Source organism: Rhodoplanes sp. Z2-YC6860 (genome assembly GCF_001579845.1).
In the GTDB taxonomy this organism is placed as follows: Bacteria; Pseudomonadota; Alphaproteobacteria; order Rhizobiales; family Xanthobacteraceae; genus Z2-YC6860.
Genome location: NZ_CP007440.1, coordinates 5587094 through 5600010, shown reverse-complemented (window position 1 = coordinate 5600010; position 12917 = coordinate 5587094). Strand labels below are relative to the sequence as shown.

Annotated in this window: 11 protein-coding genes; 6 read left to right on the top strand and 5 right to left on the bottom strand. The window is 65.1% G+C overall.

Translation table 11 applies throughout. The features are described from left to right. Positions 1-34: 34 nt before the first annotated feature. The 5 genes from RHPLAN_RS26425 to flgF form a co-directional block, all read right to left on the bottom strand. On the bottom strand, positions 35-757 hold the full coding sequence (locus tag RHPLAN_RS26425) for a TetR/AcrR family transcriptional regulator (protein WP_157100498.1): 723 nt from the start codon (positions 755-757) through the stop codon (positions 35-37). Positions 758-1099: 342 nt separating this feature from the next. Then, positions 1100-1843: a flagellar basal body L-ring protein FlgH gene (gene flgH, locus RHPLAN_RS26420; protein WP_068024358.1), complete on the bottom strand. Its 744-nt coding sequence runs from the start codon at positions 1841-1843 to the stop codon at positions 1100-1102. A gap of 11 nt (positions 1844-1854) precedes the next feature. Next, on the bottom strand, positions 1855-2874 hold the full coding sequence (gene flgA, locus RHPLAN_RS26415; RefSeq protein ID WP_068024355.1) for a flagellar basal body P-ring formation chaperone FlgA: 1020 nt from the start codon (positions 2872-2874) through the stop codon (positions 1855-1857). A gap of 9 nt (positions 2875-2883) precedes the next feature. Next, positions 2884-3672 (bottom strand): flagellar basal-body rod protein FlgG, encoded by a 789-nt coding sequence (gene flgG / locus RHPLAN_RS26410; protein WP_068024352.1) that lies wholly within the window; start codon positions 3670-3672, stop codon positions 2884-2886. 12 nt (positions 3673-3684) lie between these two features. Beyond that, positions 3685-4455, bottom strand: a complete 771-nt coding sequence (gene flgF, locus RHPLAN_RS26405; protein ID WP_068024349.1) for a flagellar basal-body rod protein FlgF — start codon at positions 4453-4455, stop codon at positions 3685-3687. Between the two features lie 358 nt (positions 4456-4813). Between flgF and fliL the strand changes: the two genes are divergently transcribed. The 6 genes from fliL (at position 4814) to RHPLAN_RS26375 (ending at position 12913) form a co-directional block, all read left to right on the top strand. Continuing rightward, a complete protein-coding gene (gene fliL / locus RHPLAN_RS26400; RefSeq protein WP_068024346.1) occupies positions 4814-5338 on the top strand; it encodes a flagellar basal body-associated protein FliL in 525 nt (174 codons plus the stop codon). 30 nt (positions 5339-5368) lie between these two features. Then, positions 5369-6565, top strand: a complete 1197-nt coding sequence (gene fliM / locus RHPLAN_RS26395) for a flagellar motor switch protein FliM (RefSeq protein ID WP_068024343.1) — start codon at positions 5369-5371, stop codon at positions 6563-6565. Beyond that, a complete protein-coding gene (locus RHPLAN_RS26390; RefSeq protein ID WP_068024340.1) occupies positions 6565-7050 on the top strand; it encodes a DUF6468 domain-containing protein in 486 nt (161 codons plus the stop codon). Before fliM ends, RHPLAN_RS26390 begins: the two co-directional genes overlap by 1 nt. Continuing rightward, the gene (locus RHPLAN_RS26385) at positions 7047-7922 is read left to right on the top strand and encodes a MotE family protein (RefSeq protein WP_068024337.1); all 876 of its coding nucleotides are present in this window, start codon (positions 7047-7049) and stop codon (positions 7920-7922) included. The genes RHPLAN_RS26390 and RHPLAN_RS26385 overlap by 4 nt, the downstream gene beginning before the upstream one ends. A 377-nt stretch (positions 7923-8299) precedes the next feature. Continuing rightward, positions 8300-11671, top strand: a complete 3372-nt coding sequence (locus RHPLAN_RS26380; protein ID WP_157100497.1) for a tetratricopeptide repeat protein — start codon at positions 8300-8302, stop codon at positions 11669-11671. A 120-nt stretch (positions 11672-11791) separates the two neighbouring features. Then, the gene (locus RHPLAN_RS26375; RefSeq protein WP_068024332.1) at positions 11792-12913 is read left to right on the top strand and encodes a beta/alpha barrel domain-containing protein; all 1122 of its coding nucleotides are present in this window, start codon (positions 11792-11794) and stop codon (positions 12911-12913) included. Positions 12914-12917 lie beyond the last annotated feature (4 nt).

Here is a 12917-nt window from a genome sequence, read left to right as displayed (position 1 = left end):
TTGCCGGTTTTTCTGCCAAGTTTTTCCGTTGTCGTCAGCGAAGCTCGCAGCGTTGGCCCTTGAGCGCGCCGGCCTCGATCGCGTCCGCCCACTGCCGCAGAAGCTTGCGGTAGTAGGGCATGTTCTTCTGCCACATGCTGTTGATGCCCATGCCGCGGATGACGTTGAGTGTCATCATGATCATGTACGCGGCCGCGCCGCGCTCGATGCCCGCGCGCATGAAGGCCTCGATCCAGACGTCGTTCATGGTGCGGCGGTAGTGCTGCATGAATTCGTCGACCTGGACCATCAGCGTCTGGTCGGTCCGCGCTGGCACCAGCACCTCGCTCGCGGCGATGAACGGCCAGCCGAGATAGACGTCCAGACAATCGTCGATATAGGCGCGCACCGGATGGCGCCTGGCCTTGTCGCTCGCCGCGATCCTCTTGCCGTTCTCGATGCAGCGCTCATAAACGTGCGCGGTCGCCGCGATCACGAGATCGGCCTTGGTGCGGTAATGATGCACCAGCGCGCCATTGGAGAAACCTGCGCGGGTCGCGACTTCTTTGGTGGTGAGGCCGTTATAACCGCGGTCGATCAGCACCTCGATGGTGGCGGCAAGCAGCCGTTCGCGTGCGGCGCGGCTTCGTGACTCCTGAGTGCGGCGCTCGTTGGAGCGGCGCTGCGGGCGAGGGGAGGCGGCGGGCGCAGGCATGCCCGGCCGGTGCAACGGCGATGACGCTCTGCGGTTGCGCAAGGCGCTGCGCGCTCGGTCCATCCTTTCCTCCCGGCCGGCATTCGGTCTCTTGAAGCGAGACTCTCACCAGGCCTTGTCGCGGGCTCTGTCCTGCGACGCGGAAATCATCACGCCGGGCGGCGGGGCCTGTCAAGATACATACCGGCTGCTCTGTATGTTATTTCGCGCCGCAAAAAGAATGCGGCCTCCGGCGGGGAGCTGCCGGAGGCCGCGTAGACTGTCATTACGCTCGCGAGACGCAATGACAGGGGAGCTCGCATTCATTGCGGGGCATGATGGTGTCCGGGACGCCCGACCTTTCCGGACGCCATCATGCTCCTACGCAACAAACCAACGCGTACGGGTCACGCACACGAGAAACCGTCAGAAGGGCAGCAGCACGTCCATCACCTGCTGGCCGATGCGCGGCTGCTGCACGTCCATGATCTGGCCGCGGCCGCCATAGGCGATGCGCGCCTCGGCGATCTTGGTGGAATCGATGGTGTTGTCGCTCTGGATGTCCTCGGGCCGCACGATGCCCGCGACGATCAGCTCGCGCATCTCGTAGTTGACCCGCACCTCCTGCTTGCCTTCGACCACCAGGTTGCCGTTCGGCAACACCTGCGTGACCACGGCCGCGACGTTGGTGATGAGCGCTTCGGAGCGGTTGACCGAGCCCTTGCCGTCGCTCGATGCCTCGGAATCGGCGGTGAATATCCGCGATCCGATCGGCGCGTTGATGATCGGGATCTTGCTCTTGCCGAAGAAGTTGTCGATGCCGGAGTCTTCCTTGTTAGCCCGACTGCGCTGGGTTTCGTTGGCGATGGCGGCCTTGTCGTTGAGGTTGACGGTAATCGTAAGAATGTCGCCAACCTGATGCGCGCGCTGATCTTTGAAGAAGGCGCGCGAGCCGTTGCGCCACAGCGAGTTCGGGCTGTAGGCCGCGGGTTGCGGAGTCGGCATGGGCATCTGTACGGGCTTGTATCCGGGCTGGGCGGTCGGATTTTCGATCGCGGTGAGCGCGGGCTGTTCGCCGATCGCTGCCAGGCGGTCGAAGGTGGAACAGGCTCCGAGCGAGGACGCGGCGCACGCTACGGCGAGAGCGGATACAACGAGACCGGGTTTCATATGTTTCACGCTCACTGGGTGTTACGGGCCGACTGATCGTTGGCAAGAGACGAGACCACCGTCGCGACGAGCGGCGTCGACGGGGCAACCGTGACCCGGCCGGGACCGGTGACGGTGGCTTGGACAGTGCGGTTCGATTGGATGTTGAGGACGCTGATGACGTCGCCGACGGCGCCGGCTTCATTCGCCTTGCCGCGGACGCTCAGCATGATGCCCGGCATTTCCAGACCGATGGTGACGGTTTCGCTGCGTTGCACGGCGAGCGGCCTCACGAGCTCGCTCTGGCGCAGGATCTGCCCGGCTCGGCTCGGCGACTTCACCGCCATGCCGATCGCCTGTTCGGGCGATACGGCTTCGAGGCCTGCTTCGGTCTTGGGCTTGCGCTCGATGGTGACATCGGAACCCTTGATCACTTCGCCCTGGCGCAGCGAGCGGGTCAGTGTCGCGACCTCCATCATCTCGCGTGCGGTGCCGACAAAGCGGAGCGCGATGCGACGCGCCGCGGCGCTGCCCGGAAGTTCGAACGAGACGTCGAAGCGGCCGGTGCGCGGATCGGCGTTCATCCGCGACACCACGAGATCGGAGGTGGCGTTCGCCTCGACGTGGAACATCCGCACGTCGCGGTCGAAGGTTATGGAGATGTTCTGCGCGTCGCCGAAACCGTATTGGCCAGCCAGGGCCTGGGCGATGCGGTCGGCGACGTCCTTGCTGCTGATCGGGCGGGACAGCCGCGTCACCACGACTTCGCTCAGGCCGCCGGTGTCGATGTCGGTGAGGTCGTAGGGGCGCAGCGCGTCGGTCACGCGCTGCACCAGCACCGCGCCGGTCTGGCCGAGATCGGGCGCGCGGAACACCGGCACGTCGGCGGCCTTGCCGGCGTTGTCGATGAGGTCGCCGATGCAGACGATGTCTGACGTCACGGTGACCAGCTCCCGCAGGCGCGGGATCCTGGCGTCGGCGGCGGCGCCGGCCGCGGCCTCGTGACCGAGCGCGAGCAGCAGAGCGAATGCGGTGGCGGTGATGCGGATCATGGCCCGTCCTCAGCGCATCAGTTGCGATGTGGTTTGCAGCATCTGGTCGGCCGCGGTGATGACCTTGCCGTTCATCTCGTAGGCGCGCTGCGCCGCGATCAGATCGGAGATTTCGGTCACCGCCTCGACGTTGGCCTGCTCCAGGTTGCCCTGCTGCAGGTCGCCCATGCCGTCCGTGTTAGGCACGCCGTCCTGCGGCGGGCCCGAAGCCGGCGTCTCGACAAACAGGTTGTCGCCGATGGCCTGCAGGCCGGCCTTGTTGACGAAGCGCGTCAGCACCAGCTGGCCAAGGACCGATGGCGTGGTGGTGCCGGGGATCGTCGCCGAAACCTGTCCGGCAGGGCTGATGCTGATCGCCTGGGCATTGTTCGGGATGTTGATGCCGGGCTGCACCACGTTGCCCTGCTGGGTGACGATACGGCCCTGCGCATCCATCTGGAAATCGCCGTCGCGGGTATAGCTGAAGGTGCCGTCCGGCATCAGCACCTTGAAGAAGCCTTCGCCGCGGATCGCGACGTTGAGATCGGCGCCGGTCTGGGTGAGCGTGCCCTGGGTCATCAGGCGCGCGGTACCCACCGTCTTCACGCCGCCGCCGAGGTCGATGCCGACCGGCAGGATGTTGCCCTGCGTCGAGGTCTGCGTGCCGATGCGGCGCACATGCTCGTAGAGCAGGTCCTGGAATTCCGCACGCTGGCGCTTGTAGCCCGTTGTGCGCATGTTGGCGATGTTGTTGGAGATGACCTGGACGTTCAACTCCTGGGCCATCATGCCGGTGGCTGCGGTGGCAAGGGCACGCATGACGATATCTCCTTAGGTCGGCACTTCGGCGAGCTGTTGCAGCGAGTTCTTCCGAAGGTCACTCTGCTGCGAGATGATGGTGGCGACTTCGGTGTAGGCGCGCGTCACTTCGATCATGCGCGACATCTCGATCACCGAACGGACGTTGGATTTCTCGATCGCGCCCTGGATGACGTTGGGCTTGACGACGGGCTCGGGCGTCACGTTGGCAGGCGCGCTGTATGAGCTCGCGCCTTCCTTCCTCAGTTGCTGCGTGTCGGCGAAGCGGACGATGCGCAGCTTGCCGCGCGTCGAGTCCGAGTTGAGGCTCTGACCTTCGCGCACCTTGATGGTGCCATCCTTGTTGATGACGATGTCGCGATCGGTCTGCTGGATGACGATCGGGCCGCTTTCGCCGAGCACAACGTCGCCGCTGGTGGTCACCACCTGGCCGATGTTGTTGAGCTGCAGCGCGCCGTTGCGGGTGTAGCGCTCGCCGCCGTTGGCGGTCTGGACGACCAACATGCCTTCGCCATCGATCGCGATGTCGAGCGGACCGCCGGTCTGCTGCACCACGCCCTGGCTCATGTCGTGCCAGTTCATGCGGTCTTGCACGAGGCTCAAGCGGCGGTCTTGCGTGGCGAACTGGTCCGTGTCCGCCTTGTCGCGCAGAAATTCCGAAAACACCGCGCCGTCGGCCTTGTAGCCGGTGGTGTTCAGGTTCGCGATATTGTTGGCCACCACTTCCAGCTCGCGTTGCAACGCGGTCTGGCGCGACAGGCCGATAAGAACGGCATTCTCCATCGAGCAACTCCCCTGAAGCGGCGGAACCCCGCCCTCCCAGGCGGTGATCCGTCGAGTGAGCCTCCCGTTCTCCCAAACGAGCGGCTCGCAGGGGTCTTTGCAGACCGCGTGCCAATTTGAAAATATCGTGAAATCAACGGCTTGCGGCGGTGACCCGAAAAATTGGACCGGCAGGATTCACCTTTTGCCCAGTCTGACCCGGCAAAAATTACCGGTCGGAACCGCTCTGGAAAGGTTCCGTTAACCATACGGTCTTACCGTCGATTTCAAGGCGCCCGGGGCTTGGCGCCGCGGCCCGTCTCCTTCCTTTGTCGCCGTCGCTCAGCTTCCCTCATTCAGCCGATCTGGAGTCGCATCCATGGCAGACGCAAAGGCCGCAGTGGCCGAAGACGCCGATATTGAAGAGGGCGCCGAAGCCGCGCCGGAAGGGGCTAAGAAGAAGTTCGCTCTGCCTTCGATGAAGGTCCTGATGATCGGCGGGGCTGCACTGGTGGTGCTGCTCGCGGCCGGCGGCGGCTACTACTTCATCTCGCACAAGCACGAAGCCGCCAAGGTCGAGGCATCGACGGTGAAGCCCGCGGTGTTCGTCGATCTGCCGGAGGTGCTGGTCAACCTGTCCAACTCCGGCTCCGAGCGCACGCAATATCTCAAGATCAAGATCGTGCTCGAGCTTCCCGATCAGCCGATGGTCGCGCAGATCACGCCGATCATGCCGCGCGTCATGGACGCATTCCAAACCTATCTCCGCGAACTGCGGCCAAGCGACCTCGACGGTTCGGCCGGGCTCTACCGGCTGAAGGAAGAACTGACGCGGCGCGTCAACGCCTCGATCGCGCCGAACCGCATCAATGCGGTGCTCTTCAAGGAAATCGTGGTGCAGTGACGGCCTGAAATTCCCAAATCTGAAAATCACATGGCAGATCAGAACGACCAGACCCAACAGGACGCCGTCGCCGCCGAGTGGGGCCGCGCTCTTGAAACCGAGGCCGCGAAGTCCGAGGCGCCGCAGGCGGAGGGCGAGGGGCTGTCCCCCAGCGCCGCAGCCGCTGAAGAATCCACCAAGATCCTGCACACCACCACCAAGGGTGCCACCGAGCGGGTGCTGAGCCAGGAAGAGATCGACAGCCTGCTGGGCTTCAGTCTCACCGACATCTCGCTGAACGACAATTCCGGCATTCGCGCGATCATCGATTCGGCGATGGTCTCCTACGAGCGTCTGCCGATGCTCGAAATCGTCTTCGACCGGCTGGTCCGGCTGATGACGACGAGCTTGCGCAACTTCACCTCGGACAACGTCGAGGTCTCGCTCGACCGCATCACTTCGGTGCGCTTCGGCGATTATCTCAACTCGATTCCCTTGCCGGCCATTCTCGGGGTGTTCAAGGCCGAGGAATGGGACAACTTCGGGCTGATGACGGTCAGCTCCGGCCTGATCTATTCGATCATCGACGTGCTGCTCGGCGGCCGTCGCGGCCAGACCACGGTGCGGGTCGAGGGCAGGCCCTACACCACGATTGAGTCGAACCTCGTCAAGCGCATGATTGAGGTGGTGCTGGCCGACGCCGAGCTTGCCTTCAAGCCGCTGTCGCCGGTCAAGTTCAACATCGACCGGATGGAGACCAATCCGCGCTTTGCCGCGATCTCGCGGCCGGCGAACGCTGCGATCCTGGTGCGGCTGCGCATCGATATGGAGGATCGCGGCGGCGACCTCGAACTGCTGCTGCCCTACGCGACGATCGAGCCGATCCGCGAAGTTCTCCTCCAGATGTTCATGGGCGAGAAGTTCGGCCGCGATCCGATCTGGGAGAACCATCTGGCGACCGAAATCGGCCAGGCCGAGATTGCGGTCGACGCGGTGCTCTACGAGGCCATGCTGCCGCTCAGGCGCATGATGAAGCTCGAGGTCGGCGACACGCTGATGCTGGAGCTGAAGTCCGACGCCACCGTCAGAGTTCGCTGCGGCGACGTGACGTTGAGCGAGGGGCGCATGGGCCGCGTCGGCGACCGGGTCGCCGTCCGCGTTTCCAAGCCGCTCCGCAAACCACAAACCACTTTCGCAATGTTTGAAGGCAAGGCCGACGAGCCGGTCAACAGGATGGAAGCGCAGTGATGAACGTTCTGCCATTGACGATCGAGAGCATGGTGGCGCTGCTGCTTTTGGCCACAATCCTGTATTGCGTGCGCCTCAACTCCCAGCTCAAGCGGTTGAAGGCGGATGAGTCATCGATGAAGAATGTCATCGGCGAGTTGGTCGCCGGTATCGAGAACGCCGAGCGCGCGATTTCCGGTCTGAAGGCCACGGTGCGCCAGGCCGATGAATCGCTCAGCGGTCGTCTCAAGGACGCGGAGCGCTTTTGCAAGCAGATCAAGATCGGCACCGAGGCGGCCGCTGAAGTGCTCTTCCGGTTGGGGCAGGTGGACGGTGCCAGACCCTGGCTGTTAGGTGTCGAAGGGTCCGAGGGCGAGCCGCAGGACCTGGACAAGCCGCGGGACCCGGACGAGAAGCCCGTTCCCACCGATCCGATGTCCATCGTCGCGGCTGCCCAGGCGCTGGCCGAGCGGGCGCAGGCGCGAGCCAAGGCCATTGCCGCATGACCAAGTTGCTGCGTGAGATCCGTCTGTTGCCGATCGTGCTGCTCGCGATCGGGTCGCTGTTCGTGCTCAAGATCATGGGCATCTTCTTCGACGGCGGCTACACGCTTGCGCAACGGCTCGGCGGCAACAACGGCATCGTGGTGACGACCGTGCCGGGCCCGCAGATCGCGGAGTGGCGTTCGTCGTCGCAGCCGCTGCAAATGCCGGCGCAGCAGGGCCAGGCCAAGCAGTCGTGGGCTCAGGACATGCTCGGCTATCCGAATGGCGGCAACGCCGCCACCGCGAGAGCGAACGTCAATCTCAGCAACGGCGATATCACCGGCTCGTCCCATGCCGCCAAGCCCGGACCCAAGAAAGAAGAGCCGCCCGTGCCGCAGGCGCCGGAAAGCATCGCGGCGCGCGGCACGCCGGTGCCGCTCGACCAGCAGCGCCCGACTTCGGCCGGTGAACGTGCGCTGCTTGAGCGCCTGCAGGAACGCCGCCAGGAGATCGACGCCCGTGCGCGTGAACTCGACCTTCGCGAAACCCTGATGAAGGCCGCCGAGAAAAAGATGGAGACCCAGACGGCTGCCCAGGAGCAGAAGGGCAGCCCGGAAAGTCAGCGCAAGCAGGAAGAGACCGCGCGGATGAAGGGCGTCGTCACCATATACGAGACGATGAAGCCCAAGGACGCGGCCAAGATTTTTGACCGCCTCGATCCCAAGGTGCTGATCGAACTCGCGACGATGATCAAGCCACAGCGGATGTCTGAAATCCTCGCCCAGATGTCGCCGGAGTCGGCCGAAAAGCTGACAGTCGAGATGGCGACACGCGGTCCCAACGACCGCACGTTGAATCCTGCGAACCTTCCCAAGATCGACGGCCGGCCCTGAGCGCGGGCCCGCGCGAGCCTTCCGGCTAAACGCCGAAGCAGAACAGCAGACGCTTCGCCGCCGAAAGGCCTTCGTAAGTGTTTGTTAATGCTCAATATTGCGTTAAGCCTGCCTTAAAGCCTCTGCTCTAGGGTCGCACTGTAGAGTCAGTGCGTGCCGGTGGCTTTTGTATGCGTCAGTCGATTTGTCCAAGCGTCGTCAAAGCTTTCGGCCGGTCTGGCCGCACCGGCACCGGTCGGCGCCGCACCGCCATGGCGCTTGTGGCCGCGCTGCTGCTGTCACCTGCGGTGTCGGATCGCGCGGCTAAAGCCCAAGCGCAGCCTCGAGCCCAGTTTCAAAACCAAGCCGAGAGAGCGCCGATCAAGGGCGAGCTCTCCATGAGCACCACCGGCGGCTTCGGCCGGCTGGTGATCCGTCTCGACGGCGAGATCGATGCCGAGGTCAAGGTGTCGAGCGGCGTCTTGATCGTGCAGTTCAAGCAGCCGGTTGCCGTGCCGGTCGACCGCGTCACCAGCGGTGCCGCGCAGTATTTCGGCGCCGCGCGCCGCGATCCCGACGGCAAGGCGCTGCGCTTTGCGCTCGCGCAGAAACTTCGCGTCTCGACCATGACGGCCGGCGAGCGCTTGTTTGTCGATCTTCTGCCCGAAAGTTGGACCGGAGAGCCGCCGGGCCTGCCGCGTGAGATCGTCGAAGACCTGGCGCGGCGCGCCAGGGAGGCCGACAAGCTCGCTCTGCAGAAGCTGGCGTTGGAGCAACAGCGCAAGCAGCCGGTGGTGCGGGTCCGCGTCGCAAGCCAATCGACGTTCACGCGCTACATCTTCGAACTGCCCGAGCTCACGCCGGTGAGTTCGGAACGCTCGCGGGACAATCTTGCGCTGACGTTCGGCGCTCCGCTGCGGTTCGACCTGTCGGATGCCAAGCTGTCGTTGCCGCCGACTGTCAGCGCGGTCGATGCCGACAATGACGGCGCGAAGTCGAGCGTGAAGTTCACCTTCGCTCAGCCGTCCGACGTGCGCACCTTCCGCGAGGATGCGAACTACGTCGTCGACGTCACCGCGATCAACGCCAAGCCGTCGGCCGTGCCGCTCGTCGCGATCGGCCCGGCGGTGACGGCGCCCGCGACGGTGCCGGCCAAGGACGTGGCGAAAGAAGCCGCGAAGGAAACGGCCAAGCCCGAACCCCAGACGCCGCAATCCGCCGCGGCGGACAAATCCGAGGCTGCAGCCGATGCCGAGAAACCCGACGCTGCGCCGCAAAGCCGTCCATCGCGCCAGACGAATCGCATCGCACGCGCCGAACTGCGCCGCCAGGGCGACGGCCTGAAGCTGATGTTCCCGTTCGCGGATAAAACCGCTGCCGCGATGTTCCAGCGTGCCGATACGCTCTGGCTGGTGTTCGACACCGCGGTGCCGATCGACGTGGACGCATTGACCAACGACCGGAGCCAGACCATCCGCAGCGCCGACGTGAACCGCGAGGATGACGCCCAGGTGGTCCGCCTGCGGCTGGAACGGCCGCGGCTCGTCAGCGTCGAAGCAGAGGAGGCGGGCTGGTCGATTTCGATCGGCGACGCCATGCAGAGCAACGTCAAGCCGATCACGATCGCCCGCAACGTCGTGACGCCTGCTCGCACCAGCATCTCGATTCCCTTCGACGAGCCGCGCAAGGCGCATTGGCTGAACGATCCCGAAGTCGGCGACCGGCTGCTGGTCGTCACCGGCGCGGGACCCGCGCGCGGCCTGGTGCGGACGCAGGAGTTCGTCGACCTGCGTGCGCTCGCAACCGCGCACGGCATCGCGGTGCAGCCCTATGCCGACGATCTGCAGGCCGAGCTGTCGGTCGACAAGGTGCTGCTGGTGCGGCCCACGGGGCTGACGCTGTCGGAAGCGGAGCCGCCGAAGATCCAACAGACGGTACACGCGCTGACCTTCGACACCACCGCGTGGAACACCAACCGCAAGGCCGACTTCAACCAGCGGCAGGTCGCGCTGATCCGCGAAGCCGCCGAATCGCCTTTCGTGCAACGCACCGCGCACCGGCTCGATGTCGCGCGCTTCTATCTGTCACGGAAGATGTGGGCCGAGGCCAAATCCGTGCTCGACACCACGATCGCGGATGAGCGCCCGACCGCCGCCGATCCGTCGCCGCTGGTGCTGCGGGCCATCGCCAACATCATGCTCGGCCGCTTCGATTCTGCACTGAAGGATCTCGGCGATCCGGTGGTGGGCAACCAGAATGACGCGCAGCTCTGGCGCGCGTTGGTCGCAGCGCGCCAGGGACGCTGGGCCGAGGCGCGCGAACAGTTCCGCTATGTCGAGGCGGCGCTCGGCTCGCTGCCGCTCGAGTTGCAGCAGATTGCGTTGCGCGACGCGTTGCGCGCCTCGATCGAGGTCGGCGATTTCACCGGCGCCGCCAACCGGCTCAATGATTTCCAGACCATCGGTGTGTCGCCGGACATCGAGCCGGAGGTGACGGTGCTGACAGGCCGACTCGCCGAAGGCGTCGGCCGCATCAACGATGCACTCTCGGCCTATAAGACGGCGGCCGCGTCGGATCAGCGGCCGGCGGCGGCGCAGGGCAAGCTCCGCGAGCTTTCGCTGCGCTACTCGATCGGCGACATCAAGAAGGACGAGCTGATCAGCGAACTCGAAAGCCTGACCACCGCGTGGCGCGGCGACGAGACCGAGGTCCAGGCTCTGCAGAAGCTTGCGCGGCTCTACACCGAAGAGAACCGCTATCGCGATGCCTTCGGGGTCATGCGCGTGGCGATCCGGGCGCATCCGAATTCCGAGCTGACGCGCGCCATCCAGGACGAGGCGGCCAAGACCTTCGACGGCCTGTTCCTGGCCGGCAAGGGCGATGTGCTGCCGGCGATCGACGCACTGAGCCTGTTCTACGACTACCGCGAACTCACGCCGATCGGCCGGCGCGGCGACGAGATGATCAGAAAGCTCGCCGAGCGGCTGGTCGCGGTCGATCTGCTCGATCAGGCGGCGGACCTTCTGCAATACCAGGTCGACAACCGCCTGCAGGGCGCGGCGCGCGCCCAGGTCGCAACGCGGCTTGCGGTGATCTATCTGATGAACCGCAAATCCGACAAGGCGCAGGCCGTGCTCCGCGCGACCCGCACCGCGGACCTCTCCAACGAAATCCGCATCCCGCGCCTGCTGATCGAAGCCCGCGCGCTGTCTGACAGCGGCCGGCACGACTTCGCGCTCGAAGTGATCGCCGGTATCGAAGGCCGTGAGTCGCTCCGGTTGCGCTCCGACATCTATTGGGCATCGCGCAACTGGCAGAAGGCTGCCGAGCATATCGAGCTTCTCTACGGCGATCGCTGGAAGAGCTTCGAGCCGTTGAGCGACATCGAGCGTCCGGACATCCTGCGCGCTGCGGTGGCCTACGCGATGGCGGAAGACAAGCTTGGCGTCGCGCGGCTGCGCGACAAGTACGTGGCCAAGATGGCTGACGGCCCCGACCGCAAGGCGTTCGATCTTGTCACCAGCGGGATCGGCGCCAGCAGCCCCGAGTTCCGCAACGTGGCGCGAATCGTCGCCTCGGGCGACACGCTCACCGGCTTCCTGCGCGATCTCAAGGCACGTTATCCCGAGATGCAGGGTTCATTGTCGGAGGGCGGGGCGCTGCCGCAAGCCTCCGCACCGGCCGCCGCGCCGGCCAAGAGCGATCCGTCACCGACGGGTTCGATCGGTCAGCTCCTGCGATCGCAACGGGCGCGGCTTTCATCGCGGTAGCGCGGATCTCACGACGTTGGGGTGGCGTTGCGCATAGCTGGAGGCAGCGCCACGAATCCTGAACCTTTCATGCGGAATCGTTTGGAGTCATAATTCGCGCTGTGTCGAGGAGACTCCCGCTTGAACATCGCGCAGCATACCCAGCCTTTGCTTCAAGTGCCGCCGCCGCTGACGGCGCCGGTCTACCGTCTCGATCGCACATGGGAGCAGAATGCGGCCGAGGGGCCGCGTTTCCAGGGAGTCTTCCCTGAGGTTCCGAAGACGCCGACCAAGGACTTCCTGGGCTATCGCGTCGCCTCGCGGATCGGCGTCGCCGCAAGCCTTCTGATGAACGAGCGCTGGTTCGAGCTCTACAGCCGGCTCGGCTTCGACATTCTGACTTACAAGACCATCCGGAGCCGCCCGCGGCTCGCGCATCCGTGGCCCAATTGGATCTACCTGGACGAGCCGCCTGCCGCCGTCCACGGCGACGCTCAGTTGCCATGGCCGACGATCAACGGTGTGCCGCCCGGCGCCGTGGCCCAAACCGCCGCCGGATCGATCGGCATGCCATCAAGTCCGCCGGACACCTGGCGGCAGGACATCCGGCGCTGCCGCGCGCTTCTCCGGCCAGGGCAGGTCATGATCGTCTCGGTCGTCGGCACCGCCGATGCCGAGACAACCCAGCAGCAGATCATCGACGATTTCAGCACGCTTGCCGGCGAGGCGAAGGATTTGGGCGCCCAGGCCGTGGAGATGAATTTCTCCTGTCCGAATGTCGGCAAGCGCGAAAGCGAAGTGTATCGCGACATCGAAACGGCAGGCCGCATTGCCAAGGCAGCACGCGCCGCCGTCGGATCGCTGCCCTTGCTGGTCAAGGTGGGACCGATCGAGGAGCGCGAGCGGATGGCGGAGCTGTTGCAGCATCTCGCCGGCGTGGTCGACGGCGTCGTCATGATCAACTCGCCGAGCCGCCTGATCGTCGATGCGAACGGCGCGTCCGCGTTCGGTGCCAGGCGCGAACGAGCCGGGTTGATGGGCGGCGCGGTGTTCGACATCGCGCTGAGCTGCGTGCGCAATGCCGTCGAACTCATCCGGCGCGACAAGCTCGGTTTGCGCGTTCTCGCGGTCGGCGGTGTCAATTCGGTCGAGCGCATCAAGGCGTTTGCGGACACAGGCGCTGATGCGGTGCTCGGTGCATCGGCCTGCGCATGGGATCCCTATCTTGCGATCCGCGCCAAGCATTCCGATCCGATGCTGTGAGCTG

What these genes read in the sequence shown, in the direction of transcription:
- RHPLAN_RS26380 (WP_157100497.1), top strand. Translation starts at nt 8,300, where the DNA reads ATGAGCACCACCGGCGGCTTCGGCCGGCTGGTGATCCGTCTCGACGGC.
- fliL (WP_068024346.1), top strand. Translation starts at nt 4,814, where the DNA reads ATGGCAGACGCAAAGGCCGCAGTGGCCGAAGACGCCGATATTGAAGAG.
- RHPLAN_RS26385 (WP_068024337.1), top strand. Translation starts at nt 7,047, where the DNA reads ATGACCAAGTTGCTGCGTGAGATCCGTCTGTTGCCGATCGTGCTGCTC.
- flgG (WP_068024352.1), bottom strand. Translation starts at nt 3,672, where the DNA reads ATGCGTGCCCTTGCCACCGCAGCCACCGGCATGATGGCCCAGGAGTTG.
- fliM (WP_068024343.1), top strand. Translation starts at nt 5,369, where the DNA reads ATGGCAGATCAGAACGACCAGACCCAACAGGACGCCGTCGCCGCCGAG.
- RHPLAN_RS26425 (WP_157100498.1), bottom strand. Translation starts at nt 757, where the DNA reads ATGGACCGAGCGCGCAGCGCCTTGCGCAACCGCAGAGCGTCATCGCCG.
- flgA (WP_068024355.1), bottom strand. Translation starts at nt 2,874, where the DNA reads ATGATCCGCATCACCGCCACCGCATTCGCTCTGCTGCTCGCGCTCGGT.
- RHPLAN_RS26390 (WP_068024340.1), top strand. Translation starts at nt 6,565, where the DNA reads ATGAACGTTCTGCCATTGACGATCGAGAGCATGGTGGCGCTGCTGCTT.
- flgH (WP_068024358.1), bottom strand. Translation starts at nt 1,843, where the DNA reads ATGAAACCCGGTCTCGTTGTATCCGCTCTCGCCGTAGCGTGCGCCGCG.
- flgF (WP_068024349.1), bottom strand. Translation starts at nt 4,455, where the DNA reads ATGGAGAATGCCGTTCTTATCGGCCTGTCGCGCCAGACCGCGTTGCAA.